The sequence below is a fragment of the Stenotrophomonas sp. OVS01A genome (assembly GCF_019969775.1).
Lineage (GTDB): Bacteria > Pseudomonadota > Gammaproteobacteria > Xanthomonadales > Xanthomonadaceae > Stenotrophomonas > Stenotrophomonas indicatrix.
In genome coordinates, this window is the sequence record NZ_JAHXYV010000002.1 from 836,531 (window position 1) to 860,075 (window position 23,545).

General features: G+C 62.6%; 26 protein-coding genes and 1 pseudogene. 19 read left to right on the top strand and 8 right to left on the bottom strand.

The features are described from left to right. Positions 1 to 184: 184 nt before the first annotated feature. Positions 185 to 466, top strand: coding sequence for a hypothetical protein (locus LC407_RS12615; protein ID WP_059064492.1), 282 nt, complete (start codon positions 185 to 187; stop codon positions 464 to 466). A gap of 57 nt (positions 467 to 523) precedes the next feature. On the opposite strand, the gene LC407_RS12620 is transcribed toward LC407_RS12615, so the two are convergent. Both LC407_RS12620 and LC407_RS12625 read right to left on the bottom strand, forming a co-directional pair. Then, entirely contained in the window at positions 524 to 2,665 is a 2,142-nt protein-coding gene (locus LC407_RS12620; protein WP_223482918.1) for a TonB-dependent receptor, read from the bottom strand. Between the two features lie 73 nt (positions 2,666 to 2,738). Beyond that, on the bottom strand, positions 2,739 to 3,383 hold the full coding sequence (locus tag LC407_RS12625; RefSeq protein WP_223482919.1) for a TetR/AcrR family transcriptional regulator: 645 nt from the start codon (positions 3,381 to 3,383) through the stop codon (positions 2,739 to 2,741). Positions 3,384 to 3,465: 82 nt separating this feature from the next. Between LC407_RS12625 and LC407_RS12630 the strand changes: the two genes are divergently transcribed. Beyond that, a complete protein-coding gene (locus LC407_RS12630) occupies positions 3,466 to 5,001 on the top strand; it encodes an FAD-dependent monooxygenase (RefSeq protein ID WP_223482920.1) in 1,536 nt (511 codons plus the stop codon). Between the two features lie 38 nt (positions 5,002 to 5,039). Here the strand turns inward: LC407_RS12630 and LC407_RS12635 are convergent, their stop codons facing one another. From LC407_RS12635 to LC407_RS12650, 4 genes are all read right to left on the bottom strand, one after another. Next, positions 5,040 to 5,288 carry a hypothetical protein gene (locus tag LC407_RS12635; RefSeq protein WP_100436505.1) on the bottom strand — a complete coding sequence of 83 codons (249 nt, stop codon included), beginning with the start codon at positions 5,286 to 5,288 and terminating at the stop codon, positions 5,040 to 5,042. 127 nt (positions 5,289 to 5,415) lie between these two features. After that, positions 5,416 to 5,685, bottom strand: a complete 270-nt coding sequence (locus LC407_RS12640) for a hypothetical protein (protein WP_025878728.1) — start codon at positions 5,683 to 5,685, stop codon at positions 5,416 to 5,418. 144 nt (positions 5,686 to 5,829) lie between these two features. Next, complete coding sequence (locus LC407_RS12645) at positions 5,830 to 6,006, bottom strand: hypothetical protein (RefSeq protein ID WP_223482921.1); 177 nt, start codon at positions 6,004 to 6,006, stop codon at positions 5,830 to 5,832. Between the two features lie 9 nt (positions 6,007 to 6,015). Next, complete coding sequence (locus tag LC407_RS12650; RefSeq protein WP_223482922.1) at positions 6,016 to 6,348, bottom strand: hypothetical protein; 333 nt, start codon at positions 6,346 to 6,348, stop codon at positions 6,016 to 6,018. A gap of 93 nt (positions 6,349 to 6,441) precedes the next feature. On the opposite strand from LC407_RS12650, the gene LC407_RS12655 reads away from it, so the two are divergent. Beyond that, positions 6,442 to 6,729 carry a barstar family protein gene (locus tag LC407_RS12655; RefSeq protein WP_223482923.1) on the top strand — a complete coding sequence of 96 codons (288 nt, stop codon included), beginning with the start codon at positions 6,442 to 6,444 and terminating at the stop codon, positions 6,727 to 6,729. A gap of 91 nt (positions 6,730 to 6,820) precedes the next feature. Here the strand turns inward: LC407_RS12655 and LC407_RS12660 are convergent, their stop codons facing one another. Both LC407_RS12660 and LC407_RS12665 read right to left on the bottom strand, forming a co-directional pair. Then, entirely contained in the window at positions 6,821 to 8,029 is a 1,209-nt protein-coding gene (locus LC407_RS12660) for an MFS transporter (RefSeq protein ID WP_033831433.1), read from the bottom strand. Between the two features lie 77 nt (positions 8,030 to 8,106). Next, positions 8,107 to 8,559, bottom strand: a complete 453-nt coding sequence (locus tag LC407_RS12665) for a phosphohydrolase (RefSeq protein ID WP_080148512.1) — start codon at positions 8,557 to 8,559, stop codon at positions 8,107 to 8,109. Positions 8,560 to 8,681: 122 nt separating this feature from the next. Between LC407_RS12665 and LC407_RS12670 the strand changes: the two genes are divergently transcribed. The 16 genes and pseudogenes from LC407_RS12670 to LC407_RS12745 all read left to right on the top strand — a co-directional run bounded on the left by LC407_RS12670 (position 8,682) and on the right by LC407_RS12745 (position 23,405). After that, positions 8,682 to 8,939 (top strand): hypothetical protein, encoded by a 258-nt coding sequence (locus tag LC407_RS12670; RefSeq protein ID WP_025878723.1) that lies wholly within the window; start codon positions 8,682 to 8,684, stop codon positions 8,937 to 8,939. A 36-nt stretch (positions 8,940 to 8,975) separates the two neighbouring features. Continuing rightward, positions 8,976 to 10,655, top strand: coding sequence for a type IV secretory system conjugative DNA transfer family protein (locus LC407_RS12675; protein WP_025878722.1), 1,680 nt, complete (start codon positions 8,976 to 8,978; stop codon positions 10,653 to 10,655). A 416-nt stretch (positions 10,656 to 11,071) separates the two neighbouring features. After that, positions 11,072 to 11,518: a hypothetical protein gene (locus LC407_RS12680; protein WP_025878721.1), complete on the top strand. Its 447-nt coding sequence runs from the start codon at positions 11,072 to 11,074 to the stop codon at positions 11,516 to 11,518. Between the two features lie 89 nt (positions 11,519 to 11,607). Beyond that, positions 11,608 to 12,633 carry a type IV secretion system protein gene (locus tag LC407_RS12685; RefSeq protein WP_223482924.1) on the top strand — a complete coding sequence of 342 codons (1,026 nt, stop codon included), beginning with the start codon at positions 11,608 to 11,610 and terminating at the stop codon, positions 12,631 to 12,633. Then, entirely contained in the window at positions 12,630 to 13,409 is a 780-nt protein-coding gene (locus LC407_RS12690) for a TrbG/VirB9 family P-type conjugative transfer protein (protein ID WP_154880794.1), read from the top strand. Before LC407_RS12685 ends, LC407_RS12690 begins: the two co-directional genes overlap by 4 nt. Next, positions 13,406 to 14,668: a TrbI/VirB10 family protein gene (locus tag LC407_RS12695; RefSeq protein ID WP_223482925.1), complete on the top strand. Its 1,263-nt coding sequence runs from the start codon at positions 13,406 to 13,408 to the stop codon at positions 14,666 to 14,668. Before LC407_RS12690 ends, LC407_RS12695 begins: the two co-directional genes overlap by 4 nt. 12 nt (positions 14,669 to 14,680) lie before the next feature. Next, entirely contained in the window at positions 14,681 to 15,724 is a 1,044-nt protein-coding gene (virB11, locus tag LC407_RS12700; RefSeq protein ID WP_223482926.1) for a P-type DNA transfer ATPase VirB11, read from the top strand. A 3-nt stretch (positions 15,725 to 15,727) separates the two neighbouring features. Further along, a pseudogene (locus LC407_RS20895) lies at positions 15,728 to 16,267 on the top strand (lytic transglycosylase domain-containing protein); the annotation flags it as partial. A gap of 508 nt (positions 16,268 to 16,775) precedes the next feature. Continuing rightward, positions 16,776 to 17,186 (top strand): TrbC/VirB2 family protein, encoded by a 411-nt coding sequence (locus LC407_RS12710; protein ID WP_154880790.1) that lies wholly within the window; start codon positions 16,776 to 16,778, stop codon positions 17,184 to 17,186. Next, positions 17,179 to 17,487: a VirB3 family type IV secretion system protein gene (locus LC407_RS12715; RefSeq protein ID WP_154880788.1), complete on the top strand. Its 309-nt coding sequence runs from the start codon at positions 17,179 to 17,181 to the stop codon at positions 17,485 to 17,487. The genes LC407_RS12710 and LC407_RS12715 overlap by 8 nt, the downstream gene beginning before the upstream one ends. Positions 17,488 to 17,571: 84 nt before the next feature. Then, positions 17,572 to 20,019, top strand: a complete 2,448-nt coding sequence (locus LC407_RS12720; RefSeq protein ID WP_154880786.1) for a VirB4 family type IV secretion/conjugal transfer ATPase — start codon at positions 17,572 to 17,574, stop codon at positions 20,017 to 20,019. Then, entirely contained in the window at positions 19,949 to 20,887 is a 939-nt protein-coding gene (locus tag LC407_RS12725) for a hypothetical protein (protein WP_154880783.1), read from the top strand. Before LC407_RS12720 ends, LC407_RS12725 begins: the two co-directional genes overlap by 71 nt. Positions 20,888 to 20,970: 83 nt before the next feature. Beyond that, entirely contained in the window at positions 20,971 to 22,125 is a 1,155-nt protein-coding gene (locus tag LC407_RS12730; protein WP_223482928.1) for a type IV secretion system protein, read from the top strand. Between the two features lie 34 nt (positions 22,126 to 22,159). Then, positions 22,160 to 22,684, top strand: coding sequence for a DUF4189 domain-containing protein (locus tag LC407_RS20855; RefSeq protein WP_154880781.1), 525 nt, complete (start codon positions 22,160 to 22,162; stop codon positions 22,682 to 22,684). A 102-nt stretch (positions 22,685 to 22,786) separates the two neighbouring features. Next, entirely contained in the window at positions 22,787 to 23,284 is a 498-nt protein-coding gene (locus LC407_RS12740; RefSeq protein WP_223482930.1) for a DUF4189 domain-containing protein, read from the top strand. Beyond that, complete coding sequence (locus LC407_RS12745) at positions 23,238 to 23,405, top strand: hypothetical protein (protein WP_195763023.1); 168 nt, start codon at positions 23,238 to 23,240, stop codon at positions 23,403 to 23,405. Before LC407_RS12740 ends, LC407_RS12745 begins: the two co-directional genes overlap by 47 nt. The last annotated feature ends 140 nt before the right edge of the window (positions 23,406 to 23,545 follow it).

Sequence of the window (23,545 nt, forward strand, 5' to 3'; positions counted from 1 at the left end):
CAGAAGGGCGGTTCGGCACGCGCCGGCACCGTATTACAGGAACATTGCGTGAACATGGCGTGCCTGCACAGCCGCCGGCAGGTCATGCAGGGATGCGATGACGCCGCGGGGACGGCGCAAGGTTCACGCAATCCAGGCGCTCCAGCCTTGGCGCCCATTCGCAGTTCCCATCCCTGGAGTCACCATGAAGTTGTTCGTTCCGCTGCTGTTGCTCGCCACGCTGACCGGCTGCACCACCGCCAAGATGACCGTCACCCCGGATGGCCGCCGCGGCGTTTCCATCGACTGCAGCGGCTCCAGTTCCTGGAGCGGTTGCTACGAGAAGGCCGGGCAGATGTGCCCGGGCGGCTACGTGGTCTTCAGCAAGGACGGCGACGAGGGCAACGCCATCGCGGTCGGCAACAAGAACGGCTTCACCTCCACCCAGATGGCCACGCGCTCGATGCTGGTGTCCTGCTCGGGCTGATGCAGGCCGGGGAGGTGGCCATTCCACCTCCCTGAGGCGTTGCTCAATAGCGCTGGCCTAGAAGCTGTAACCGGCCTGCACATACACCCGGCGCGGCTCGCCCGGGAAATGGCCGTTGCGCTCGATGAATCCGCTGGCGGCATACACCTTGTCGAACAGGTTCTTGACGTTGGCCTGGAACTGCCACTGCTTCCACGTGGTTTTCCAGCTCATGTCGAACACGGTATACGGCTTCACGCGCTGGCCATCCAGGCTGATGCGCTCATCCACGTAGTCGGCACCGAAGCCAATGGCCGAGTTGATCGCCGGCAGGTCGTAGCGCGTCCACAGGCCCAGCTTGTTGCGCGGTGCATTGGCGAAGCGATCGCCAGAGGCATTGGTGATGCCATTGGGGCCCGCGTCCTTCACCCGCGCGTCGTTGTAGGCGTAGGTCAGGTTCAGCACCCAGCGCTCGGTCACGTCGGCCAGAAGATCCAGTTCCATGCCGGTGCTGCGCACCAGGCCCAACGCCGCCAGCTGGTTCACTCCATTGATGACCTCGCCAGTGGCCTGCACGATGTTGCTGCGGTCGATACGGTAGGCCGCCAGGTTCAGGCTCAGGCGCTCGGCCAGCAGCGATTTCATGCCCACTTCCCACTGCCTGCTGCGCTCGGCATCGAACGGGCCGCCCGCGGCGGAATTCTGGTTGGCCGCCGACTGCGGCACGAAGCCGCTGGCCACGTTGGCATACAGGTTCAGTCCATCGCGAACGGTGAACGTACTGCCCAGGCGCCAGCTGATGTCGTTGCCATCCACGCTGCTGCCGGCAAGGCGGTCGTCGTCCTTGAAACCGTCCCAGCGCAGGCCGGCCAGCACGTGCCAGCGCGGGGTCAGGGCCAGCTCGTCCTGCAGGTAACCGCCATAACGCCTGCTGCGCGTGCTGGTGCTGCGCCAGGGCAGGCTGGACAGGTTGTAATCGTGCCAGGTGCTGGCGCCATACACCGGATTGAACAGGTCGATGCCACGCACCGGGCCGGCGCCGCGCGCGAGGTCGGCGCTGTTGGCGGTCTGCGCGGTGAAGTCCGCATCCAGCTGGTATACGTCCGCACCGAACAGCACCTTGTGTTCCACCGGACCGGTGCTTACCCGCCACACCGCATTGGCGTTGGCGGTGAACGCCTCGTTGTCGCGGATCTGGTTGCGCAGCTGCCGGGTCATCCATTCGGCCACACCATCGCGGTCGCGGTCGATCAGGCCCATCGGCTCGTGGTACATCTGGTGTTCGTTGTTGCTGAACCAGCGCGCGGCAATATCCACGTCCAGGTTGTCGCGCGGCGCGAAACGGTACTGTGCCAGCGCCACCTTGGCCCGCATGTCCAGGAAGTCGCTGGCCTCGTTGTGGTTCCAGCGGCGGTCGGTCAGGAAATTGCCCCTGTCATCGACCGGAACACCGCGCAGGCGATTGCCGCCCAGGTTCTGGGCAATGTCGGTGAACTGCAGCACCAGCTCGCCGGTGTCGCCCACGTCGAAGGCCAGCGAGGCATCGCCGATCACGCTTTCACTGTCGGTGTTCCAGCGCACGCCCTGCTCGTTGTCGCCGTACAGGCCGGCGCGGTAGCGCACCGTGCCGGCTGCATTCAACGGCCCGGTACCTTCGATCGAGCCGGCGCGGAAATCCTTGTTTCCCATCTGCAGTTCAACGCGGCGTTCGGCAGTGGCTTTCGGCTTGCGGGTCACATAGTTGATGACGCCACCAGCGTCGCCGCCCCCGTACAGCGCACCGGCCGGTCCCTTCAGCACCTCCACCCGCTCGATGTTGAACAACTGCGGTACCGAGAATCCCGCATAGGGGTCGCCCCGCAGGCCGTCATACAGCACGTTCTCCTGGCGGAAACCACGCAGGGTCACCCCGGCATAGCTGAAGTAGCTGATGCCGCTGATGCTGCGATAGAGATCGGTCACCTGGCGTGCAGCCTGGTCGTCGATCAGCTCGCGCGGCAGTACCTGGATGGACTGCGGCACCAGTTCCAGCGGTGTATCGGTGCGGGTGCCGACAGCCGCGTCATCCACCCGGTACAACGTCTGTGCGCGGCCACGCACCTCCACCTTGTCCAGCTCCTGCACGCGGCTGGGCGTGGCGTCGGCGGCGTATCCGGGAGTGGCAAAAGCCAGTGTCGTCGCCAGGCACAGAATGCTGCGGCGGGGCAGGAAGTGGGGCATGGGCGTATCAGGCTTGTCTGCAAATGAGAAAGAGTAGCATTTGCAATGAGCGGGTGCCCATCCCCCGATTGCGTCATGGACGCGCGGACGGATCCGTATACGGTGTACCGGCCAAAGCCACCAGCACGCCGGTGGCGCCGCGCACGATCAGCGGCACCATCGCCTGCCGCGGATCGCCGCCGAACGACAGGGCGCGCAGCCCCTGTTCGTAGGCGGCCACCATCGACGCCATCAGCATCGTCGCACCCAGTCGCGCGTCGGCGTCGCCGACGGGTCGCCCCGCTGACTCAGCCATCAACTGCGCCAGGTCATCAGTCAGCAGCGCCTGCAGCTGCCGCGCATGGGCCACCAGTACGGTGCTCTGGGCCACGGTTTTCCAGAACGACGCCGCACCGGCGTTGATCCGCAGCAGCGGATGGCCGGTGTCCAGCAGTTCCCGCACCAGTGCCTGGAAGGCGGCCAGCGGCGTCATCGACATGCGCGCCCCCATGCCCTCGCGCAGTAACTGGCGCGCTTCCTCATCACGGTCGAACACCAGCTGTTCCTTGCTGGCGAAGTAGTTGAACACCGTCTTGCGCGAAACCCCGGCGGCGTCGGCGATCTCGCTCATTGACACCGCCTCGAAGCCGCGCTCGATGATCAGCCGGGTGGCGACGTCGGAAATCGCCTGTCGGGTCTCGGCTTTGCGCTGCTCGCGGCGGCCGGGTGGCGGGTGCATGGGTGGGTCACTTGTGGAAAAGTACACCGAGTGTAACATTGCGACCGCCAGAGCGCCGAACCGGTGCTCACGAGGATTTCCAATGCGGTACGACGTCGTCATTGCCGGGGCTGGCCCGGTGGGACTGCTGCTGGCCTGTGAACTGTGTCAGGCAGGAAGCGCGGTGCTGGTGCTGGAGCAGGCGGCCTCGCCGGATTCGCCGCTGAAGCGCCTGCCGTTCGGGCTGCGCGGTTTGAATGCCCCGACGCTGGAGGCGCTCGACCGGCGCGGTCTGCTGGACGCGGTGGCAGCCGGCCAGGTGCTGAAGCCGGAGAAAGGCCCGCCGCCGCCGGGAACCGCGCACTGGCTCTCGCAGCCACGCAAGCTGGGTGGGCACTTCGCGGGTATTCCGTTTGCACTGGACAACGTCGACAGCGGTCGCTGGCCGTGGCGCCTGCCCAGCCCGGTCGGCACGCAGATGGCGGTGGAACTGCAGGCGCTGGAGGCCGTGCTGGCCGAGCGCGCGCAGGCGCTGGGCGCAGTGATCCTGCGTGGTGCAGGCGTGCAGAGCGTGCAGATGGGGACCGACGAGGTCCAGGTCGAGGCGGGCGGACAGGCCTTCCGCGGGCGCTGGCTGGTCGGCTGCGATGGAGGCCGCAGCACCGTGCGCAAGCAGTGTGGTTTCAGCTTTGCTGGTACCGATCCAGAGTTCACCGGCCACTCGCTCAGTGTTGAACTGGAAGATCCGACGGTACTCAGCCCGGGGCGTCACACCACCGCGCAGGGCATGTGCAACTTCAATCCGCCGGGCACGATCGCCCTGGCCGACTTCGACGGCGGCGCGGGCCACCGCCAGCCACTTGATCGCGAATCGGCACAGGCGCTGCTGCGCCGCATCTCCGGCCGCGAAGCAACGATCACCGCACTGCATCTGGCCACCACCTGGGCCGACGGCGCACGGCAGGCCACCGCCTATCGTCGTGGCCGCGTCCTGCTGGCCGGCGATGCCGCGCATGTGCATTCGCCGCTGGGTGGGCAGGGCCTGAATCTGGGCCTGGGCGATGCGATGAACCTTGGCTGGAAGCTCGCCGCCGTCGTTCGCGGCGAGGCAGCTGATGCGCTGTTGGATACCTATCAGGCCGAACGCCATCCGATCGGCGCGCGCGTGCTGGAATGGTCGCGCGCGCAGGTCGCATTGATGCGCCCAAGCGCGGGCTCACGTGCACTGGCTGCCATCGTGGCCGATCTGGCAGAAACACGTGATGGCGCCACGTATCTCGCCGAGCGCGTGTGGGGTGTGGGCCAGCAGCTGGACCTCGGCCATACCCATCCGCTGGTGGGCCGCAGCACGCCGGATTTCCTGCTGGTCGATGGTCGCCGCATGGGTGAACTACTGCGGGCAGGGCAGGCGGTGCTGCTGGTGTTCGATGCTGCTGCCTCGTTGTGCGAGGCGGTTGATGTTGAACGGGCCCGCATCCTGTCCATCGCGCAGCCCGCTGTCGATTCACTGGGCCTGTCGGCGCTGCTGGTTCGTCCGGACGGCATTGTCGCCTGGGCCAGTGATGGCGCCGATGCGGCAGGACTGGCGCGGGCGGTACAGGAATGGACGAGCTCAGCTGGCAGGGAAGCGATTGCCTGAGTTCCGGCGCAGCCCGCGCGGGGCTGCGCCGCCATCTTTCAGAGATCCTTCTTCTTGCCGCTCAGGTCCAGCGGCTGGTCACTGCCTTTGCGCTCGCTCGACCAGACCTCAACGCTCTTGCTGCATCGGCTTTCGCGGGCGGCAACCTCAGGCGGCAGGTCCTTCACATGCGGCGACTCCTGGCAGGCTGCGTGCATGGCCGAATCGTCATAAGTGGCACAGGCGCTGATCGAAGCGAGAGCAAGGAAACAGAGGGCGGAGCGGAGCAGGGGCTGCAGCAGGCGCATGGGGGGATCTCAAGAGGGCCGGTCTGGCTATCGAATTCAATCCGTGACCTGGCTCACGCGCAATCCGACTGGCAGCACTTGTTATTGAATAACAATTGTGGAGGTGCTTGAGGCCGCTGACTGCCTATCAGGCGATGCAGATCAGGAACACCGTCGACAGCGCGAGCATCAGCACGAACACGCGCCGGCTCAAGGCCAGGCAGGTCAGGCAGGCCGCCAACGCCCAAGCCGCCAGCAGTGCACATCCCAGCAGCCACAGCCCGACCGTCATCATCGAGCCGGCCGCTGCGGCAGACAGCGCAAAGACCTTGAACAGCGCCACGCCCAGCACGCTACCCAGCGCGCCGGCCCGCAGGGCAATCGCATCGTGGCAGGTGGGGGAAAGCTGGCGGTGCATGAGGACTGTGTCGCGCTTGGGGGGCTGGCGTGCGCAACTCTGCAACAACGCAGATCTACGCCGCGTGTTCGTCGCACCGCCAGCGGGCAAATGCCGTGATGAGCTGACCACGGCATGTGCATACTGCATGCCAGTGCTGCCCGGTCAGCGTGCCGGTTGGGAGGCCAGCATGTCGCGCCCGTGTGGGGTCAGATCGATATCCGCATCTTCCGCCTGCACCGCCAGGCCTTCCTTCACGGCCCACGTCGCCGCATCGCTTCCCACAGGGTGCGCATCGGCAATGGCGCGCAGGATGGTGAACTGTTCTTCAGTCAACGGCATGGCACGTCCTCATACGCCCAGCAGGGGCGGCAGTTGCCAGTCCGAAAGGCGCGCATTGCTGATGGCCTGATGGCAGCCACAGGCATCACAACGGAACAGCGTACCGCCCGGCAGGTGCAACAGGTTTGCATCCTGGGCGCAGGTGATTTCCGCACAATGACGGCATGACACGGTAAGCGAAATGATGCGCTCCACGTCGCCGGAAATATTGAACGCGGCCTCGAAGGCATGGATGGCGAAGTGGCCGGTGTCCGGCATGGTGTTCTCGGTTGCAGACAGGTGTCTCCATCCTCGTTTTCCTACCGTGATGAGGCTGTCAGGCCAGCGCGGTGGCGAAGTCAACGAGGTCCGCTGCTACGCTTCAGCGCTGCGCATGCGGCTGGGATAGCATGCAGGTTGAATTTCCACTCGCCGCTGGCAACGGAGTAGCCCGCAATGGACATCGAACTGGACGGCAACCGCATCCACAGCGAGCGGGCATTCCACGAGACGCTGGCGCTCGCACTGGGTGTCGAGCGCGGTTATGGGAACAATCTCGACGCCCTCTGGGATCTGCTGAGTGCCAGCGTCGAGCGCCCGCTGCAGCTGACCTGGAACGGCCATCAGGTTTCCAGAGAGGCGCTGGGGCCTCGCTTCCAGCAGATCGTCGGCGTGCTTGAGCGGGTGCAGCGCCAGGATGAGGCCATGGCACTGGGCGAACGCTTCAGCTATTGCCTGCGGTAGGTTCGGTGTGCAGCCGCTGCCAGCGCGGTGCTGCCTGTTGCCTCCAGGGCAACACCGTCGCCTGGGCGACGGCTGACGAACCGTGCGCAGTTCAGCGGCTGCCGGCGATGGCAACCCTGCGCTTCTCCAGCATCACCGACACGCACCACAGCAGCAGGCCGCCGACCGCCGTCGCCGCACCTACGTAACCGGTGGTGGCCGGGCTGAAGCCGGCGCTGATCGCCATGCCGCCCAGCCACGGGCCGAGTGCATTGGCGGTGTTGAACGCCGCATGGTTGGAGGCGGCGGCCAGGGTCTGCGCCTCGCCGGCCACGTCCATCAGGCGCGTCTGCAGTACCGCAGCCAGGGCGCCCATCGTGCCCACGGTGATGATCATCGGGCCGATGGTCCACACCGATTCGGCGGCCAGCGGGTACAGCAGCAGCATCACGATCGACCACACCAGCACCACGGCGGCGGCCTTGAAGTGGAATTTGTCGACCAGCCAGCCGCCGGCGATGTTGCCGATGATCGCGCCGATGCCGAATACGCCCACCGCCAGCGGCATCCACGACTCGGCCACGCCGGTCACCTGCACCAGGGTCGGTGCCAGGTAGGTGAACACGCAGAACATGCCGGCAAAGCCCACCGCACCGATCGACAGCGCCAGCCAAACCTGGGTGGTGTTGAATGCGCGCAGCTCGCGCATCGGCGAGGTCCGCACCTCATCCGGATCGGGCAGCAGGAAGCGCGCGATCATCGCCACTGTGGCGATGGCCAGCACGCTGACCAGGGCGAAGGCGGTACGCCAGCTCAGCTGCTGGCCCAGCCAGGTTGTCAGCGGATTGCCGATCAGGATCGCCACCGACAGCCCCAACAGCACGCGCGACATCGCTTGCCCGCGCTGGCCGGCCGGGCTGATCGCTGCGGCCACCAGCATCGCCACGCCGAAGTAGGCACCATGCGGCAGGCCAGCGACGAAGCGCGCCACCAGCATCGTGCCGTAGTTCGGGGCCAATGCGCTGGCCAGATTGCCGACGGCATAGAACCCCATCAACGCCAGCAGCAGCTTGCGGCGCGGGAAGCTGGCGCCGACGAAGGCCAGGATCGGTGCGCCCACCACCACGCCGATGGCGTATGCGCTGATCAGGTGGCCGACCTGCGTCTCGCTGATGGACAGGCCGCGGCTGATCTCCAGCATCAGGCCCATGCTGGCGAATTCACTGGTGCCGATGGCGAAGCCGCCCAACGACAGGGCGAGGATGATCAGGGTACGCTGGCGCGGCGTCAGCCGAGCGGCCAGAGGGGAGTTGGGGCTCATTCGGGGGCGCAAAGGGGCGGGGAAGCGCCCCATTGTACTGCTGCACCGCAACAGGCATCAGCCGGGCTGGGGGTAAATCAGTGTTCGATGGGTGGTGCTGCCGGCGTGGCCGGCTGGCCAAGCGCCGCCAAGGCCTGTCGGTATTTGTCACGCAGGCGCTCGGCGGTGGCGGCATCCAGCGATGCCAGCCGCGCTTCATCGGCATTGTCGGCGATGTCGGCCAGCTTGACCTTCAGTGCCAGCGGATCCGCCGAAATTCGTGCGTAGTACGTGTCGGCATCCGCCGCAGACGTCCGGCTCAGCAGCCGGACCGCGTCCTGCAACGGAGCGGGAAAGGCCTGCACCTGCCCAGCGAAGGCCGGGCAGTCCTCGATCACATCATGCAGCCAAGCCACCGCCTCGGCTTCATCATCGCCGCGCACGGCAGCGGCCACCCGGCCAACGTGGCCGATGTAGGGGTGCCCTGCCTTGTCGACCTGGCCGGCATGGGCCTCCAGCGCCAGCATGCGTGCACGTGCTACCCAGTCCATTGCGATCTCCCCGGTGCAAGCGTGTATTGTCGTACGGACTGTCTGCATGCCGCCACCACGGCCGTGCAGGCATCATCGGACGCTGCAGGAATGGCATCTGGATTCCATCAGGGAGATGAGACATGCAGGAATACACCCATCAGCTGGAACTACGCGGCCGCTTCCGTCTGGTAGCGGTGACCCACGAGCCGGTGTACGCTCCCGGCGATGTGGTCGGCCATGCGGTCATCGTCGACGGTGGGGAGCGTCTGACCGACCTGATGTCGTTGGCCGATGCGCGCCGGTACCTTGAGGAACTGGTGCGGGAAGAGGGCGTGGAGCCCGGGCTGGAGAATGAAGTCAACCTGCGGAGGAAGGCGTCGCAGCGACGCCGCCGCTAAGCCGTCGCGCCCTCGGGCGCATCATGGAGGATTCGGGTGTTGTCCAGTAAGAAGTATCTGCTCATCGCCATCATCACGCTGGCGACCCTGCTGCTTGGGTTCGTGCTTTCCGGTTACCTGACGCTGCTGCTGCTTGGTCTGGATACCAAGCTGCTCACCTGGAATACCTATTACCAGTATTTCCACGCCATCGGCCAGCCGCAGGTTGCCCCGTTCGTGGGCAAGATCAAATGGGCCGGCTACCTCGGCTTCGGCCTGCCGCTGCTGGTGCTGGCCATCGTCGGCCTGGTCGTGCTGCTGAAGAAGGACAAGCGCTCGCTGCATGGTGATGCGCGCTTTGCCACCAGCGCCGATCTGGCCAAGCATGGCATGTTCAAGAAGAGCGGCCAGAGCATCGTGGTCGGCAGCCATGGCGGCAAGCTGGTGCGGCTGGACGGCCAGCAATTCGTGATCCTGGCGGCCCCGACCCGTTCGGGCAAGGGCGTCGGCGTGGTCATTCCGAACCTGCTGGAGTACGGCGAATCGCTGGTGGTGCTGGACATCAAGCAGGAAAACTTCGACCTGACCAGTGGTTGGCGCGCCAGCCAGGGGCAGGAGATCTACCTGTTCAACCCCTTCGCCGAAGATCGCCGCACCCATCGCTGGAACCCGCTCAGCTATGTCTCCGACGACCCGGCGTTCCGAGTCTCGGACCTGATGAGCATCGGTGCGATGCTGTATCCGGATGGCTCGGAAGACCAGAAGTTCTGGATCAGCCAGGCGCGCAATGCCTTCATAGCCTTCACCCTGTACCTGTTCGAGAACTGGGATGACGAGCGCAGCAGCGGCTTCCCGGGCGGGCAGGGCACGCCGACCCTGGGTGCGGTCTACCGCCTGTCCTCCGGCGATGGCAGCGACCTGAAGAAGTTCCTCAAGGGCCTGTCCGAGCGCCCATTCCTCAGCAGCAACGCGCGCTCGGCATTCGCCAACATGCTGTCCCAGGCCGACGAGACCTTCGCCTCGATCCTGGGTACCTTCAAGGAACCGCTGAACCCCTGGATCAATCCGGTCCTGGACAAGGCCACCAGCACCAACGACTTCCTGCTCACCGACGTGCGCAAGAAGAAGATGACCATCTACATCGGCATCCAGCCCAACAAGCTGGCCGAAAGCCGATTGATCATCAACCTGTTCTTCAGCCAGTTGATCAACCTCAACACCAAGGAACTGCCCAAGTCCAATCCGGACCTGAAGTACCAGTGCCTGCTGTTGATGGACGAATTCACCTCGATCGGCAAGGTCGAAATCATCGCCTCGGCGGTGTCCTACATGGCCGGTTACAACGTGCGCCTGCTGCCCATCATCCAGAGCATGTCGCAGCTGGATGCCACCTACGGCCGCGAGGTCTCGCGCACGATCATCACCAACCATGCGCTGCAGATCCTGTACGCCCCGCGCGAACAGCAGGATGCCAACGACTATTCGGACATGCTGGGCTACACCACCATCCGCAAGAAGAACGTCACCCACGCACGTGAAAAGACCCATAGCTTCACCGAGGAGCGTCGCGCGCTGATGCTGCCGCAGGAGCTCAAGGCGATGGGACCGGACAAGGAAGTCTTCCTGTACGAAGGCATCCCGCATCCGGTCAAGTGCGACAAGATTCGCTATTACAAGGATCGCTATTTCACGTCACGTCTACTGCCAAAGGTTGACGTGCCGATGCTGGATGTCTAAGTTGCAGACTTGAAAGTGTGACGAATGCACGCATTCATTGAGGTGAATTAGTGAAGCGCGTCAAAGAAACGCCATACGTTGGTCAAAATTCAGATTTGTCTGACATCGAATTGACGCGTAGTTGTGCGACTCTATGCGTGGCTTGCGGATCTGTGTGATTCGTCATGCTTTCAGAGTGGCCAGGAGTTTCAGCCATGGGAACAGGGATGGTTCCGACGTTGGTGAGGGTGCGTGAGAGGGGCCTCGGATGAGGTCGCTTCACGCGACTTGGTTGGCAGCTTTCGAGCTGCAGGGGAACCGTGCCCATGTGCTGTTAAGCAGTGCATTCGTTACGTTTCCGGCGTGCATCGCGCAGTGCCGGACGACCAAGGGACCAACATCGGGACTGCTTTTTCGTACGTCAAAGTGAAGCCCGTATGAATCAGGCGTTTATTGCAAAAATGTCCATCGCCGCAGTGGCGGCGTTGATGGTGGCCGGTTGTGCTACCAAGCCCGCACCCGACTTTGGAGGGCGTTGGAAGCCGGTCAACCGTTTCGCGACGGCTCCGACCGAGATTCCGCTGTACTCCAGCTACGTCTATCAGGCGTCGCCAATGGATCGCACGCTGAAGGCCATGCTCGAGCGCTGGGCCAAGGATTCCGGCCGCACGCTGGACTATCGCCTCAGTTCGGATTTCACCCTGTATGGCGCGGTGTCGGAGATCGACACCACCAACGCACAGCAGGCCGTGATCGATCTCACGGCGGCCTATGCGGCGCAGGGCGTTTCCGTCTCCATCGTCGGCAACCAGATCGTCGTGCAGAGCGCTGGATCGACGCCGACCGCGTCGGCCCAGGATCCCGAAGCCAGCAGCGGCAGCTGAGACCGCGTCGAAATCATCGAACGTGCCGCACCCCGCGTCTGGCGCAGGGGCGTCGCGCCCATTGATGTTTCAGCAGTACGGAAGAACCCATGTTCCGCAAGAAGGATGCAGGCAACAGCCCCAAGGTCGAGCAGTCGGTCGCCAAGGCGGTCAGCTACGAGATCACCGTGGCCGACATGGCCCGGCGCAGCGAGCGTCGTGCCTGGTGGGTCGCCACCGGTTCGTTGCTGATGTCGCTGGCGCTGGCCGGTGGCTACTACTACATGCTGCCGTTGAAGGAGAAGGTGCCGTTCCTGGTGATGGCTGATGCCTATACGGGTACGGCGACGGTTGCGCGCCTGCGCGGCACGTTCCAGGGTGAAACCATCACCACCAACGAAGCGGTCAATCGCAGCAACGTCGCCCAGTACGTGCTGGCACGTGAGTCGTATGACTCGGCGGTGATGGGCCTGCGCGACTGGGAGCTGGTGTTTGTGATGTCCAGCGGTCCTGTCGCCCAGAGCATGCGTCAGCGCTATGCCGGCAACAACCCGCAAAACCCGTTCGTGATGTACGGTCGCGAGAAAGCGATCCGGGTCAAGATCCTCAGCATCACCCCCTTGGGTACTGAGGCGAACGGCAGTTTCCGCGGCGCTTCGGTGCGCATCCAGCGCAGCCTGCTCGACAAGCGTAGTGGCGCGGCGACCTATCTGGACAACCAGCTGGTGACGATGCGCTTCGAGTACAACCAGAAGCTGGCGTTGTCCGAACAGGATCGTGTACTCAATCCGCTGGCCTTCCAGGTCACCGAATACCGCGTGGACAACGATTACGCACGTGGCGTGCCGGTGCCGGACGATGGCGCGATGCAGGCGCAGGCGCAGCAGGCCGCGCAGCAGGCACAGGGCATCTATGATCCGAACAACCCTGCCGCAGCAACCATGATTGATCCTGCAACGGGCCAACCTGTGGCAGTGCCAGTCAATGAGCAGGGGCAGCCGATGCAAGGCCAGCCCATGCAGGGGCAACCGATGCAGGGGCAACCGATGCAGGGGCAACCGATGCAGCAGGGGCAGGTCATGCCGCCGGCGCCGAACAATTCCACCGGAAATGCTGATGGAGCAAGCAACCGATGAGTAGTCGAAAAGTCAGGGGGAGCGCATTGGCGCTGCTGTCGTTGCTGTCGCTGGTGTTTTCCACCGCGGCGATGGCACAGGCGGTAGACCATTACGAGTATGAGAAGGACCGCATCTATCCGGTTCGCACCGGCCTGGGTCTGACCACCCAGATCGAACTGAGCCCGAACGAAAAAATCCTCGACTACAGCACCGGCTTCAGCAGCGGCTGGGAGCTGACCCGCCGCGAGAACGTGTTCTACATCAAGCCGAAAAACGTCGATGTCGACACCAACATGATGGTGCGCACCGAGACCCATTCGTACATCTTCGAACTGAAGGTGGTGGCGACCGATTGGCGTCAGCTCGAGCAGGCCCGTCGTGCCGGCGTGCAGTACAAGATCGCCTTCAACTACCCGAACGACACCGTGTTCGGTGTTGCCCAGGAGGCCGTGGAGGAAGAGGCACAGCCGCTGTTGAGCACGGAGTTGGCCAAGGATCGCCAGTACAACTTCAACTACTCCTATTCGACCAGCAAGGCGAAGAAGATGGGGTGGCTGATTCCGGTCAACGCGTACGACGATGGTCGTTTCACCTACCTGAAACTTCCGAACTCGCCGGAGTACAAGACCGGCATTTTCCCGGCCGTGTTCGGCCGTGAGAAAGAGTACGGCGAGGATTTCGTGGTCAACACCACCGTTGAAGGCAATACCTTGATCGTCCACGGGACCTACCCGTACCTGGTCATCCGCCACGGCGATTTCGTCGTTGGTCTGCGAAGGAACGTGAAGAAATGAGCCAGCAGAACACTCCCGGAAGCGATCCAAACAACGGGCGCGACGACAGCCAGAGCCCTTACGGCAGCGCTTCTGGCGCTGCGCCCGAGGCGTCGTCCAATCCCTATTTCGGCAACACCCAGGCCGGCCCTGCGCCGGATCTGGACGCCAGTGCGCCGCAGCTGCGCTCGGCCGAAGAACAACGCCTGAACCGCAAGGCACTGCTGTTCCTGGGCGGCATCGTGGTTCTGCTGGTGGCCATGGGCTTCCTGCTGTTCCGCAAGGGGCAGGAAGACAAGGATGCCCCGGCGGACGTCAACAAGACCGCGCGCGCAGTGACGCCTGAGCTGCCGACGGCTGCACCACCGCCGCAGGCTGTTGCCGATCCGATCCAGATGGTGCCGCCGCTACCGCCGCCGCCGCCGCTGGATTCCACCCCGCTGTTCGTTCCCCAGTCCGATTCGGCACGCGAGATGGACCGTGGCCCGACTTTGCTGGACCGCCGCATCGGCTCCGGGAGCGGGGTGGGTGGTGGTGATGGACAGGATGGCAACGGGGGCAATGGCGGCCGCGGCATGGATGAGTACACCCGTGCCATGCTGGCCCAGCTGCCCAACAACCAGGCGGCGCCGGCAAAGGTCCGTCGCGGACCGGACGTGGAAGACGTGTCCAGCGCCAGCTTCATCCGCAGCCCGGATGCCCTGCTGGTGCGCGGCACCTATCTGCGCTGCGTGCTGGAAACCCGCATCATCACCGATATCGCCGGCTATACCTCCTGCCTGGTCACCGAGCCGGTCTATTCGATCAACGGCCGCAACCTGCTGCTGCCGAAGGGTTCGAAGATCTATGGCGCATACGGTGGCGGCCCAACCGGGAAGCGCGTGGAAGTCATCTGGGATCGCATCACGACCCCGAACGGCATCGACGTGGCCATGTCGAGTCCTGGCGTGGACCAGCTGGGTGGCGCCGGTCATCCGGGTCAGTACAGCGCTCACTGGGGGAGCCGCATCGCGTCGGCCCTGATGATCAGCCTGATCGCTGACGCCTTCAAATACGCTGCCGCAGAGCACGGTCCAGAGTCGACCACCGTCGCCAGCAACGGCTTCGCTGTCCGCTCGCCCTATGAGAGCGCCACCGCGCGCACCATGGAGCGCTTGGCCAATGAGGCCCTCAGCGAAGGTCGTCGTCCGCCGACTGTCACCATCAACCAGGGCACGATCGTGAATGTCTACGTCGCAAAGGACGTTGATTTCACCAGCGTGCTGAACCCACGCCGGTAAACCAGAACGATCATGGACGCCGAAGTGTCGCCCCTCGCCCTCGTCTCCAGCGATTTCCTGCGCTATCAGTACGAAGTGCTGGGCATCGCCGAGTACATGACTTCGCCGGAAGTGACGGAAATCTGCATCAACCGTCCGGGTGAGCTGTACCTGGAGACGCGGGCGGGGTGGCAGCACGTGGATGTGCCGGGCCTGACGTTCGAACGGGCCCGGCAGTTCTGCACCGCGGTGGTCAACGAGAGCAACACTGGTCAGCGCATTACCGATGCCGACCCGGTTGTGTCGCTGACCTTCCCGACCGGGCAGCGCGCACAGTTCGTGATCCCGCCTGCCTGCGATGCGGGCAAGGTGTCGATCACGATCCGTCTGCCGTCCAAGCACACCAAGTCACTTACCCAGTATCACGAAGATGGTTTCTTCAACCAGATTCTTGAGCAGGATGGAAGCCTCAGCGAGCAGGATCGCGAACTGCTGGAGCTGCGGCAGCAGCGTGAGTACGCCGAGTTCTTCAGGCGTGCGGTGATGTACCGCAAGAACATCGTCGTCTCTGGCGCCACCGGTAGCGGCAAGACCACCTTCATGAAGGCGCTGGTCAACCATATTCCGGACAGCGAGCGCTTGGTCACCATCGAAGATGCGCGCGAACTGTTTCTGACTCAACCCAATGTCGTGCACCTGCTTTATTCCAAGGGCGGGCAGAGCGCCAGCAACGTGACGGCCAAGAGCTGCATGGAAGCCTGCCTGCGCATGAAGCCCGAACGCATCATCCTCGCCGAGCTGCGTGGCGATGAGGCGTTCTACTTCATCCGTAATTGCGCGTCTGGTCACCCCGGCTCGATTACCAGCTGCCACGCTGGCAGCCCGGAACAGACCTGGGATCAGCTGGCGCTGATGGTGAAGGCGTCGACCGAAGGTTCGGGTCTGGAATTCAATGTCATCAAGCGTCTGCTGATGATGACCATCGACATCGTCGTGCATATCAAGGCGCATGCAGGCTCGCGCTATATCACCGGTATCGATTTCAATCCTGGGCGCGCCCAGGGGCAGGAGGGCTGAGCAATGTTGCCAGGACTTGAAATGATGGCGTGCCCGGAGATGGCCGTCTCGATGGACGTCATGCAGCACGTCATCAACGTGGAATCTTCGAGCAACCCCTACGCCATTGGCGTGGTTGGTGGTGCACTGGTGCGCCAGCCCAAGGCGCTGGACGAAGCGCTCGCCACCGTGCGCATGCTGGAGGAGAAGGGTTACAACTTCTCGATCGGCCTGGCCCAGGTCAATCGCTACAACCTGGCCAAGTACGGCCTGGATTCGTACGAAAAGGCCTTCCAGCAGTGTCCGAACCTGCAGGCGGGTTCGCGCATCCTTGCCGAGTGTTACAAGCGCTCGGGCAAGGATTGGGGCAAGTCGTTCAGTTGCTACTACTCGGGCAACTTCGAAACCGGCTTCCGCCACGGTTATGTGCAGAAAGTGTATGACTCGATCCGTCGTGGACAGCAGGTTGCCTCCAATGGCGTTGCGCCGATCGACGTGATCAATCGTGGTGAGCGCCGTACCGTCAAGGTGGAGCACCACCCGCAACTGGCGTCTCCAGCACAGGCACGCATCGTCGCCCAGGCCAGTACTCCGGTGTATGTGCCGTCCAACGATCCGGCACGAGCCTATACCGTCTATCCGTCCACCGGTGCGATGGCGCGCAGCAGTCTGGTCAATCTTGCCGATCAGGCGCTGTCACGCGTTGTGCTGGGCTCGGTGGATCGAATGATGCAGCCGGAAGGCCCGGCAGGCGCAGGCTATCCGCAGTCGCGGCAGCAGATTCCGCCGCAGCAGAATCCGCAAGTCAGGCAAGGGCAGGGTGTGCCTGTCATGCCGCAGCAGCTTCCCGGAGCGGTCGCCGGCGACGATGCCCCGGTCATGCTGCGCCCATGGAGCGAGCGGAACGCACCTGTGGCGGGAGACGGCAACGTATACAACGCGCCAGCGGCAGCGCCGGTGCAACAGATTCCCGCAGGGGATGCGGCCTTCGTGTTCTGACGAAGTCGTGGTACGGCCAGTCCCCCGGCTGGTCGATTCAGTTGTGTTAGTCCATCAACAAGGAAATCAATCCATGAAGCGATCCAATCTCGACCTCGTCCAGGCCCAGCGCACGCTGAAGACCCTGCTGATGGCCACCTTCTTTGCTGGCGCCGTGTTTGCTCCGCAGGTGTTTGCCTCCGGCGCCACCGATTTCGGTGGCACCGACGAAAAGGTCTGCGGCTTCTTCAACAACATCAATGGCCTGCTGAATATTGCCTCGATCGCCGTGGTGACCATCGCGGTCATCTTCGCCGGTTACCAGATTGCGTTCGCACACAAGCGCATCTCTGACGTCGCGTCGATCCTGATTGGTGGCGTGCTGATCGGTGCCGCAGGTCAGATCGCGCGCATGCTGTTGGGTGATGGCAGCGACGGTAAGTGTGGCGGCAGCGGCGGCACGACCTACCTGATTCAGAACGCCATCCAGTACTACAGTGCATAAGAACGTTCTGTTCCGGGGTTGCACACGCCCAGCGATGTTTCTGGGCGTTCCCTACCTGCCGTTCTTTATGGTGGCCGGCGGGTTGCTGCTCTTGAGCATGTACACGAACTTCTGGTTCCTGCTGACCATTCCGGTGGCCATCTTCATCATGCGTCAGATGGCCAAGCGTGACGAAATGATCTTCCGGCTGCTGGGCCTGAGGCTGATGTTCAAGCTCCGGGTTCGCAACGTGCAGGAACACGAAGGAATGTGGGTGTTCAACCCGAATCACTACCGCAACAAACCAGCCCGAATGGATTGAGGGCTGGATCGGACAAGGTGGGCGTCAGACGCCCACCTCGTCCACTCCGAATCTTCGTCGGCAGTACCCTTTGGAAGCAGTCGTATGTTCAGCCCAGATACGTCCATCAGCGAATTCATTCCTCTGTCCTCGCATGTAGCCCCGAACGTGGTGAAGACCACGGGCGGCGACTATCTGTTGACTTGGCACCTGGAAGGGTTGCCGTTCGTGGGGCGCGAGGAGTGGGAACTGGAACATCGGCACAACACCTTCAATCGGTTGCTGCAGACGCTGCGCGCGCCGGATTTCGTCAACGTCGCCTTCTGGGTGCATGACATCCGCCGTCGCCGCACGTTGAAGGGCAAGAGCAGCTACAAGCAGCGCTTCAACCAGGACGTGTCCGACCAGTACATGGGCATGCTGTCCTCGCAGCGCATCATGCAGAACGAGCTGTACCTGACCATGCTCTACCGGCCGGTAGTGGCCGGCAAGCGCTTCGTGGAGAAGTCGGCCAACGTCGACAAGCTCCGCGCCGAGCAGGAACAGGCCGTCGAGAAGCTGATGGAACTGGCTGGCAACGTCGAAGCCGTCATCCGCGACTACGCGCCGTACCGCCTGGGCATGTACGAAGCCAAGAACGGCGTGGTGTTCTCCGAGACCCTGGAGCTCTTCGGCTACCTGATCAATCGCATCGATGAGCCCGTGCCGGTGCTGTCGGCACCAGTGAAGGACTACCTGCCGGTCAGCCGGCACATGTTCTCGGCCAAGACCGGCGACTTCGTGATCAACACGCCCAACGGCGTCAATCACTTCGGCGCCATCCTCAACATCAAGGAGTATGCCGAGGGCACCTACCCGGGCATCCTCAACGGCCTGAAGTATCTGGACTTCGAGTATGTCATCACCCATTCGTTCAGCCCGATGGGGCGCCAGGACGCGCTGAAGGTGCTCGACCGCACCAAAGGCATGATGATTTCCTCCGGTGACAAGGCCGTCAGCCAGATCGTCGAGCTCGACCAGGCGATGGACCATCTGTCATCCGGCAACTTCGTACTGGGTGAGTACCACTTCATCATGGCGGTCTATGGCGACAGCCAGGCCAAGCTGTCCCAGAACGTGGCTACCACCCGTGCCGAGCTGTCCAATGCGGGTTTCGTGACCACCAAGGAAGACTTGGCTGTCACCTCGTCGTTCTATTCGCAGATTCCGGCCAACTGGCGCTTCCGCACTCGCCTGGCCAACGTCAGCTCGCTGAACTTCCTCGGTCTATCGCCACTGCACAACTTCGCCACCGGCAAGCAGCACAACAATCCGTGGGGCGACTGCGTCACCACGTTGCAGACGACCAACGGCCAGCCGTACTACTTCAACTTCCATGCCACCCATCCGTCGGAAAACTCGCTGGGTGAAAAGGCGATCGCCAACACCATGGTGATTGGTAAGTCGGGTACCGGTAAGACCGCGCTGATCAACTTCCTGCTCAGCCAGGTGCAGAAGTACGAGCCATCGCCGACTATCTTCTTCTTCGACAAGGACCGCGGCGCGGAGATCTTCGTGCGCGCTTGCGGTGGCAACTATTTGGCCCTGGAGAACGGCGCGCCGACCGGCTTCAATCCGTTCCAGTGCGAGAACAACGAAAGCAATGTGCAGTTCCTGGCTGACCTGATCAAGGTGTTGGCAGGCAAGCGTGAGTACAGCTCCCGCGAAGAAGAGGATATCTACCGCGCGGTCGAGAGCATGCTTGACACGCCGATGCACCTGCGCAGCATGACCAATTTCCAGAAGAGCCTGCCCAACATGGGCGACGACGGACTGTACGCGCGCATGCGCCGCTGGACCTCAGGCAACTCGCTGGGCTGGGTGTTCGATAACCCGGTGGATACCGTGGACCTGAGCAAGGCCAACATCATCGGTTTCGATTACACCGACATCATCGACAACCCCGAAGTGCGCGTGCCGGTCATCAACTACCTGCTGCACCGTCTGGAGTCGCTGATCGACGGTCGTCCGTTGATCTACGTAATGGACGAATTCTGGAAGATTCTGGACGGTGAGGGTGGCCTGAAGGAATTCGCCAAGAACAAGCAGAAGACCATCCGTAAGCAGAATGGCTTGGGCATTTTCGCGACGCAGAGCCCGGAGGACGCGCTGAAGAGCGACATCTCGGCGGCGCTGATCGAGCAGACTGCCACGTTGATCCTGCTTCCGAACCCGAACGCCAGCAAGAGCGACTACATGGACGGCCTGAAGCTGACCGAGGCCGAGTTCAAGGTGGTCACCGCCTTGGATGAGCGCTCGCGCTGCTTCCTGGTCAAGCAGGGTCACGCGTCCAGCGTGTGCCAGCTCAACCTGCGCGGGATGGACGACATTCTGTCGGTGATCTCGGCGTCCACTGACAACATCGACATCATGCATCGCGTATTGCAGACGGCTGCGGTACGCGCACGAGTGACGGTGGATGAACTGACGCCGGAACAGTGGCTTGAAGATTTCTACAAGAATCGAAAGGGCTCGGGCAAGGCGGCTGTCGCAGCGCGCGACACTGTTACCTGATCCGCGAGACGGTCTGCCCGAAGACTACGAGTTCCGATCAATGGAGACTGATATGAACAATACCAAGCAAACTTCCTCGCCCCGCCGCCGCGGGCCCCGTCTTGCAGCGATGACCGTGGCAGCCATGATGGCGCTCGGCACCGCCAATGTCAGCGCCTGGATTCCCGTGCAGGAGACCGGTACCAGCCTTATCCAGCACCTGCTCAATCAGATCAACACCTATAAGACTGAGGCGACCGCCTACGCGGCCAAAGCGCAGGACGCGGCCGAGTACATCGAGCAGAACACCCGCTGGATCCGCACGCTGGAGCAGTATCGCCAAGCGCTGATCCAGGTGCAGGCGGCGGTGAACAGCTTCGGCATGCCCGACAGCGCGCCGCTGGTGCCGGTGGCGCCTAACTATCTGGTTGCCGAAACCTGCGGCAAGGCGCTGGACTTCAGCCTGGAGTCCGCCTTCAAGGTGTTCGTGTTCAATCCGCAGGCGGATGTGAAGGAGCAGCAGATGCAGATCTGCGTCAACATCCGGATGATGCAGAACCGCAAGTACAACGACGCGATCGATTTCCTGACCCAGACCGTTCCGCGCATCAACAACTCCTTGAACCGCATCCTCAAGATCCGCCTGACCAACAACGATCAGGGCACCGTGCAGGGTGCCGACAGCGAATCGATCCGCACCGCCAATGACATTGCCGCACTTGCCCAGAGCTGGGAAGCACGGATGAAATCCTATGATTCCTATATCGAGGTCATGGAGGCCAACCAGAAGGTGGTGGCGCAGGCCGCATTGAAGGGGGACCCGACCAAGCAGCTGATCAGCGACATGGTAAAGACCACCGCACTGAAGGCCGCGCTCAGCGTCAAGTGATTGCAGGCCGCTAATACGTGGACAGGCGCTGCAAAGCAATGCGGCGTTTCTTGTAGTAACGGAATTACCAAGGGATTGTGGAAATGACGATCAGGTGGCTGGCCAACTTTGATTTCTCAGGCGGATTGCAGGATCTGCTGGGCTACGCGGTGCGTGTCCAGTCGATCGGCGATTTCGTCTTCTTCAAGCTGATCATGGATTACCTGCGCGACAGGATCAGTGACTACGGCATCGACCTGATGGGGCGCATGATGTCCTGGGTCGGCGGCATTGCCCTGGTGCTGATGACGCTGTGGGTACTGATCCAGGGCTTCCGGATCGTCACCGGTCGCAGCCGCGACTCCATGATGGTGCTGGTGACCAATATGGCGCGCGCCGCGTTGATTGTGAGCGTTGCCACCAGCATGGCGATGTTCGGCAGCAACCTGCAGAAATTCCTCAACGAGGACGTCAAAGGCCTGATCACCCACGTGGTGACCGGCAAGGACCAGCAGCCGGAAGATCAGATCGACAAGAGCTTGGCCTGGATGCAGGTGGCGCTGTCGAGCATTGATGGCATCAAGATCCTGAATGATCCAGGGTTGCAGGCGGACAAGACCCGGGCGCTGTGGTTCATCGGCCTGGGCACGGGCGGCCCGGCGGTCACCGCTGGTGCGATGTTGCTGCTCTACGAGGTCGCGCTGGCGCTGTTCATCGGCCTGGGTCCCTTGTTCATTCTGTGTCTGCTGTTCGACCAGACCAAGCAGCTGTTCCAGCGATGGCTGTTCTACGGCATCGGCACGATGTTCTCGATGGCGGTACTGGCAGCGATGGTATCGATCGCGCTGGACATGGTGATCCGTGTCTCGGCCGCGTTCTGGTCCACCGCCCTAGTCAACAAGTTTTTGCTCGACGGCGCCTCCAGCGACGGCATGACCAGCCAAGCGATGCAGCAGGGCGGCATGGGCCTGATCCTCACGACCCTGATCCTGACCGCTCCCCCAATGGCGGCGATGTTCTTCCAGGGGACCTTGGGTGGTTTCGCGCCATACTCCCAGATCGGTGGATCGGCAGCGGGCCAGCCAGGTCCGCAGGGGCAGCCGCCGGGGTCGTATACGCCGGCAGCACCTTCGAATAGTGACGTGCGGCAGACCGAGGTTCATTCAGGAAATATGGTGAGGAACTCGATGCCTCCGAGCTCAACCGGCGAAACAAGAACTGCCCCGAGTACGATAGGTGCTGCCAGATCTAGTGATTAATGCTATTAGTTACATCCGTTGAAGGTGCGTAGCCATGCCAAAAAAATCAGTTGGAAAGTTGATTTCCAAATTGCTCGTTCTTTCGGCACTTTTTCTTGTTGCTGAATCCTCTGTGGCAGAAGGGCGATGCCCGCCTGGCCAGTACCCGATAGGTGACAGTCGGGCACCGGGATGTGCGCCAATTCCTGCGGGTAGCAGCGGAGATACTGGACCCAGAGCGACGGGCCGGTGGATCAAGACTTGGGGCGCCATCGCAATGTCCAATTCTGGGGCATCAGGTGTTTCGGTCGGGAAGGTAAAGAAGAGGGAGGCTGAAAAAGCAGCAATGGTTGAGTGCGAAGCGACCGGCGCACGTGATTGCGACATCGCTTTTACGTACAAGCACCAGTGTGCGGCGGCCGCGACTGCGAGCTCGGGCACTCAAGGTACGAACTTTGGGAGCGGAGAGACTGTTGATGTTGCCAAGAAGGTCGCTACTGAACTCTGTCAGTCTCGAGGGGGACAGAGTTGTGGTGTCGTGTATTCGGCATGCACAGAACCAAAGTTCGAGGCTTTCTAGATAATTTTTTTGCAGCCGCACCGCGACAATAGGTGCGTTGAAGGGGGATTCTCGGCCTCTTGATCGGATGCGATCTGCCTTCAAGCTTGAGAAGAGGATTTCATGAGGGCTATTTTGATTTTGTTGTTGTGCCTAGTGACATTCTTGACTTTTGCCGAGGGTAAATGTCCTCCTGGCCAGTATCCAATAGGCGACAGCCGCGCTCCAGGCTGCGCTCCAATCCCTGCTGGTGGTGGCGGAGCTGCGGAAGGGCCGCGTGCCACTGGCCGTTGGATAAAGACATGGGGAGCGATTGCAACCTCCTCTACCGGCGCCTCGGGAACAGTCACTGGTGAGGTTAAGAAATCAGACGCCGCGAAGAATGCAGTTTCTGAATGTGCTAGCTCAGGGGCGCGAGATTGCCGAGTTTCGTTTACCTACAATAATCAGTGCGCTGCGGCGGCTGTTCCTAGCTCTGGAACCCCTGGGACTAGCTTTGGCAGTGCAGCTACGGAAGAGCTTGCCAAAGGCGTAGCTACTAAATTGTGCGATTCCCGCGGCGGACGTGGCTGTGATGTTGTTTACTCAGCCTGCACAGAGCCAAAATTCGAAGCGTTTTGACGCATCGATAGCTGGCATCCCGATGGTGGCGCTGGCTGCAGCGCCAATGATGGCGATCTTCTTCCTGGCTGGCAGCGATGATCTCAATCTCGCCGTACATGGTGTGTCGGCAGCGCTCTGATCGACTGCGTCGGTCAACAAATTCCTGCTCGATGGCGCCTCCAGCGACGGCTTGCCCAGCCAGGCGATGCCGCAGCGGGGGCATGGGATTGATCCTCATGACCCTTACTGCGCCCCCCAATGGCGGCATGGGGTTGATCC

Bases quoted from the DNA above. Each gene is read 5' to 3' on its own strand.
- LC407_RS12615 (WP_059064492.1), top strand. From the start codon at position 185: ATGAAGTTGTTCGTTCCGCTGCTGTTGCTCGCCACGCTGACCGGCTGC.
- LC407_RS12620 (WP_223482918.1), bottom strand. From the start codon at position 2,665: ATGCCCCACTTCCTGCCCCGCCGCAGCATTCTGTGCCTGGCGACGACA.
- LC407_RS12625 (WP_223482919.1), bottom strand. From the start codon at position 3,383: ATGCACCCGCCACCCGGCCGCCGCGAGCAGCGCAAAGCCGAGACCCGA.
- LC407_RS12630 (WP_223482920.1), top strand. From the start codon at position 3,466: ATGCGGTACGACGTCGTCATTGCCGGGGCTGGCCCGGTGGGACTGCTG.
- LC407_RS12635 (WP_100436505.1), bottom strand. From the start codon at position 5,288: ATGCGCCTGCTGCAGCCCCTGCTCCGCTCCGCCCTCTGTTTCCTTGCT.
- LC407_RS12640 (WP_025878728.1), bottom strand. From the start codon at position 5,685: ATGCACCGCCAGCTTTCCCCCACCTGCCACGATGCGATTGCCCTGCGG.
- LC407_RS12645 (WP_223482921.1), bottom strand. From the start codon at position 6,006: ATGCCGTTGACTGAAGAACAGTTCACCATCCTGCGCGCCATTGCCGAT.
- LC407_RS12655 (WP_223482923.1), top strand. From the start codon at position 6,442: ATGGACATCGAACTGGACGGCAACCGCATCCACAGCGAGCGGGCATTC.
- LC407_RS12660 (WP_033831433.1), bottom strand. From the start codon at position 8,029: ATGAGCCCCAACTCCCCTCTGGCCGCTCGGCTGACGCCGCGCCAGCGT.
- LC407_RS12665 (WP_080148512.1), bottom strand. From the start codon at position 8,559: ATGGACTGGGTAGCACGTGCACGCATGCTGGCGCTGGAGGCCCATGCC.
- LC407_RS12670 (WP_025878723.1), top strand. From the start codon at position 8,682: ATGCAGGAATACACCCATCAGCTGGAACTACGCGGCCGCTTCCGTCTG.
- LC407_RS12680 (WP_025878721.1), top strand. From the start codon at position 11,072: ATGAATCAGGCGTTTATTGCAAAAATGTCCATCGCCGCAGTGGCGGCG.
- LC407_RS12685 (WP_223482924.1), top strand. From the start codon at position 11,608: ATGTTCCGCAAGAAGGATGCAGGCAACAGCCCCAAGGTCGAGCAGTCG.
- LC407_RS12690 (WP_154880794.1), top strand. From the start codon at position 12,630: ATGAGTAGTCGAAAAGTCAGGGGGAGCGCATTGGCGCTGCTGTCGTTG.
- LC407_RS12695 (WP_223482925.1), top strand. From the start codon at position 13,406: ATGAGCCAGCAGAACACTCCCGGAAGCGATCCAAACAACGGGCGCGAC.
- virB11 (WP_223482926.1), top strand. From the start codon at position 14,681: ATGGACGCCGAAGTGTCGCCCCTCGCCCTCGTCTCCAGCGATTTCCTG.
- LC407_RS12710 (WP_154880790.1), top strand. From the start codon at position 16,776: ATGAAGCGATCCAATCTCGACCTCGTCCAGGCCCAGCGCACGCTGAAG.
- LC407_RS12720 (WP_154880786.1), top strand. From the start codon at position 17,572: ATGTTCAGCCCAGATACGTCCATCAGCGAATTCATTCCTCTGTCCTCG.
- LC407_RS12730 (WP_223482928.1), top strand. From the start codon at position 20,971: ATGACGATCAGGTGGCTGGCCAACTTTGATTTCTCAGGCGGATTGCAG.
- LC407_RS20855 (WP_154880781.1), top strand. From the start codon at position 22,160: ATGCCAAAAAAATCAGTTGGAAAGTTGATTTCCAAATTGCTCGTTCTT.
- LC407_RS12740 (WP_223482930.1), top strand. From the start codon at position 22,787: ATGAGGGCTATTTTGATTTTGTTGTTGTGCCTAGTGACATTCTTGACT.
- LC407_RS12745 (WP_195763023.1), top strand. From the start codon at position 23,238: ATGTTGTTTACTCAGCCTGCACAGAGCCAAAATTCGAAGCGTTTTGAC.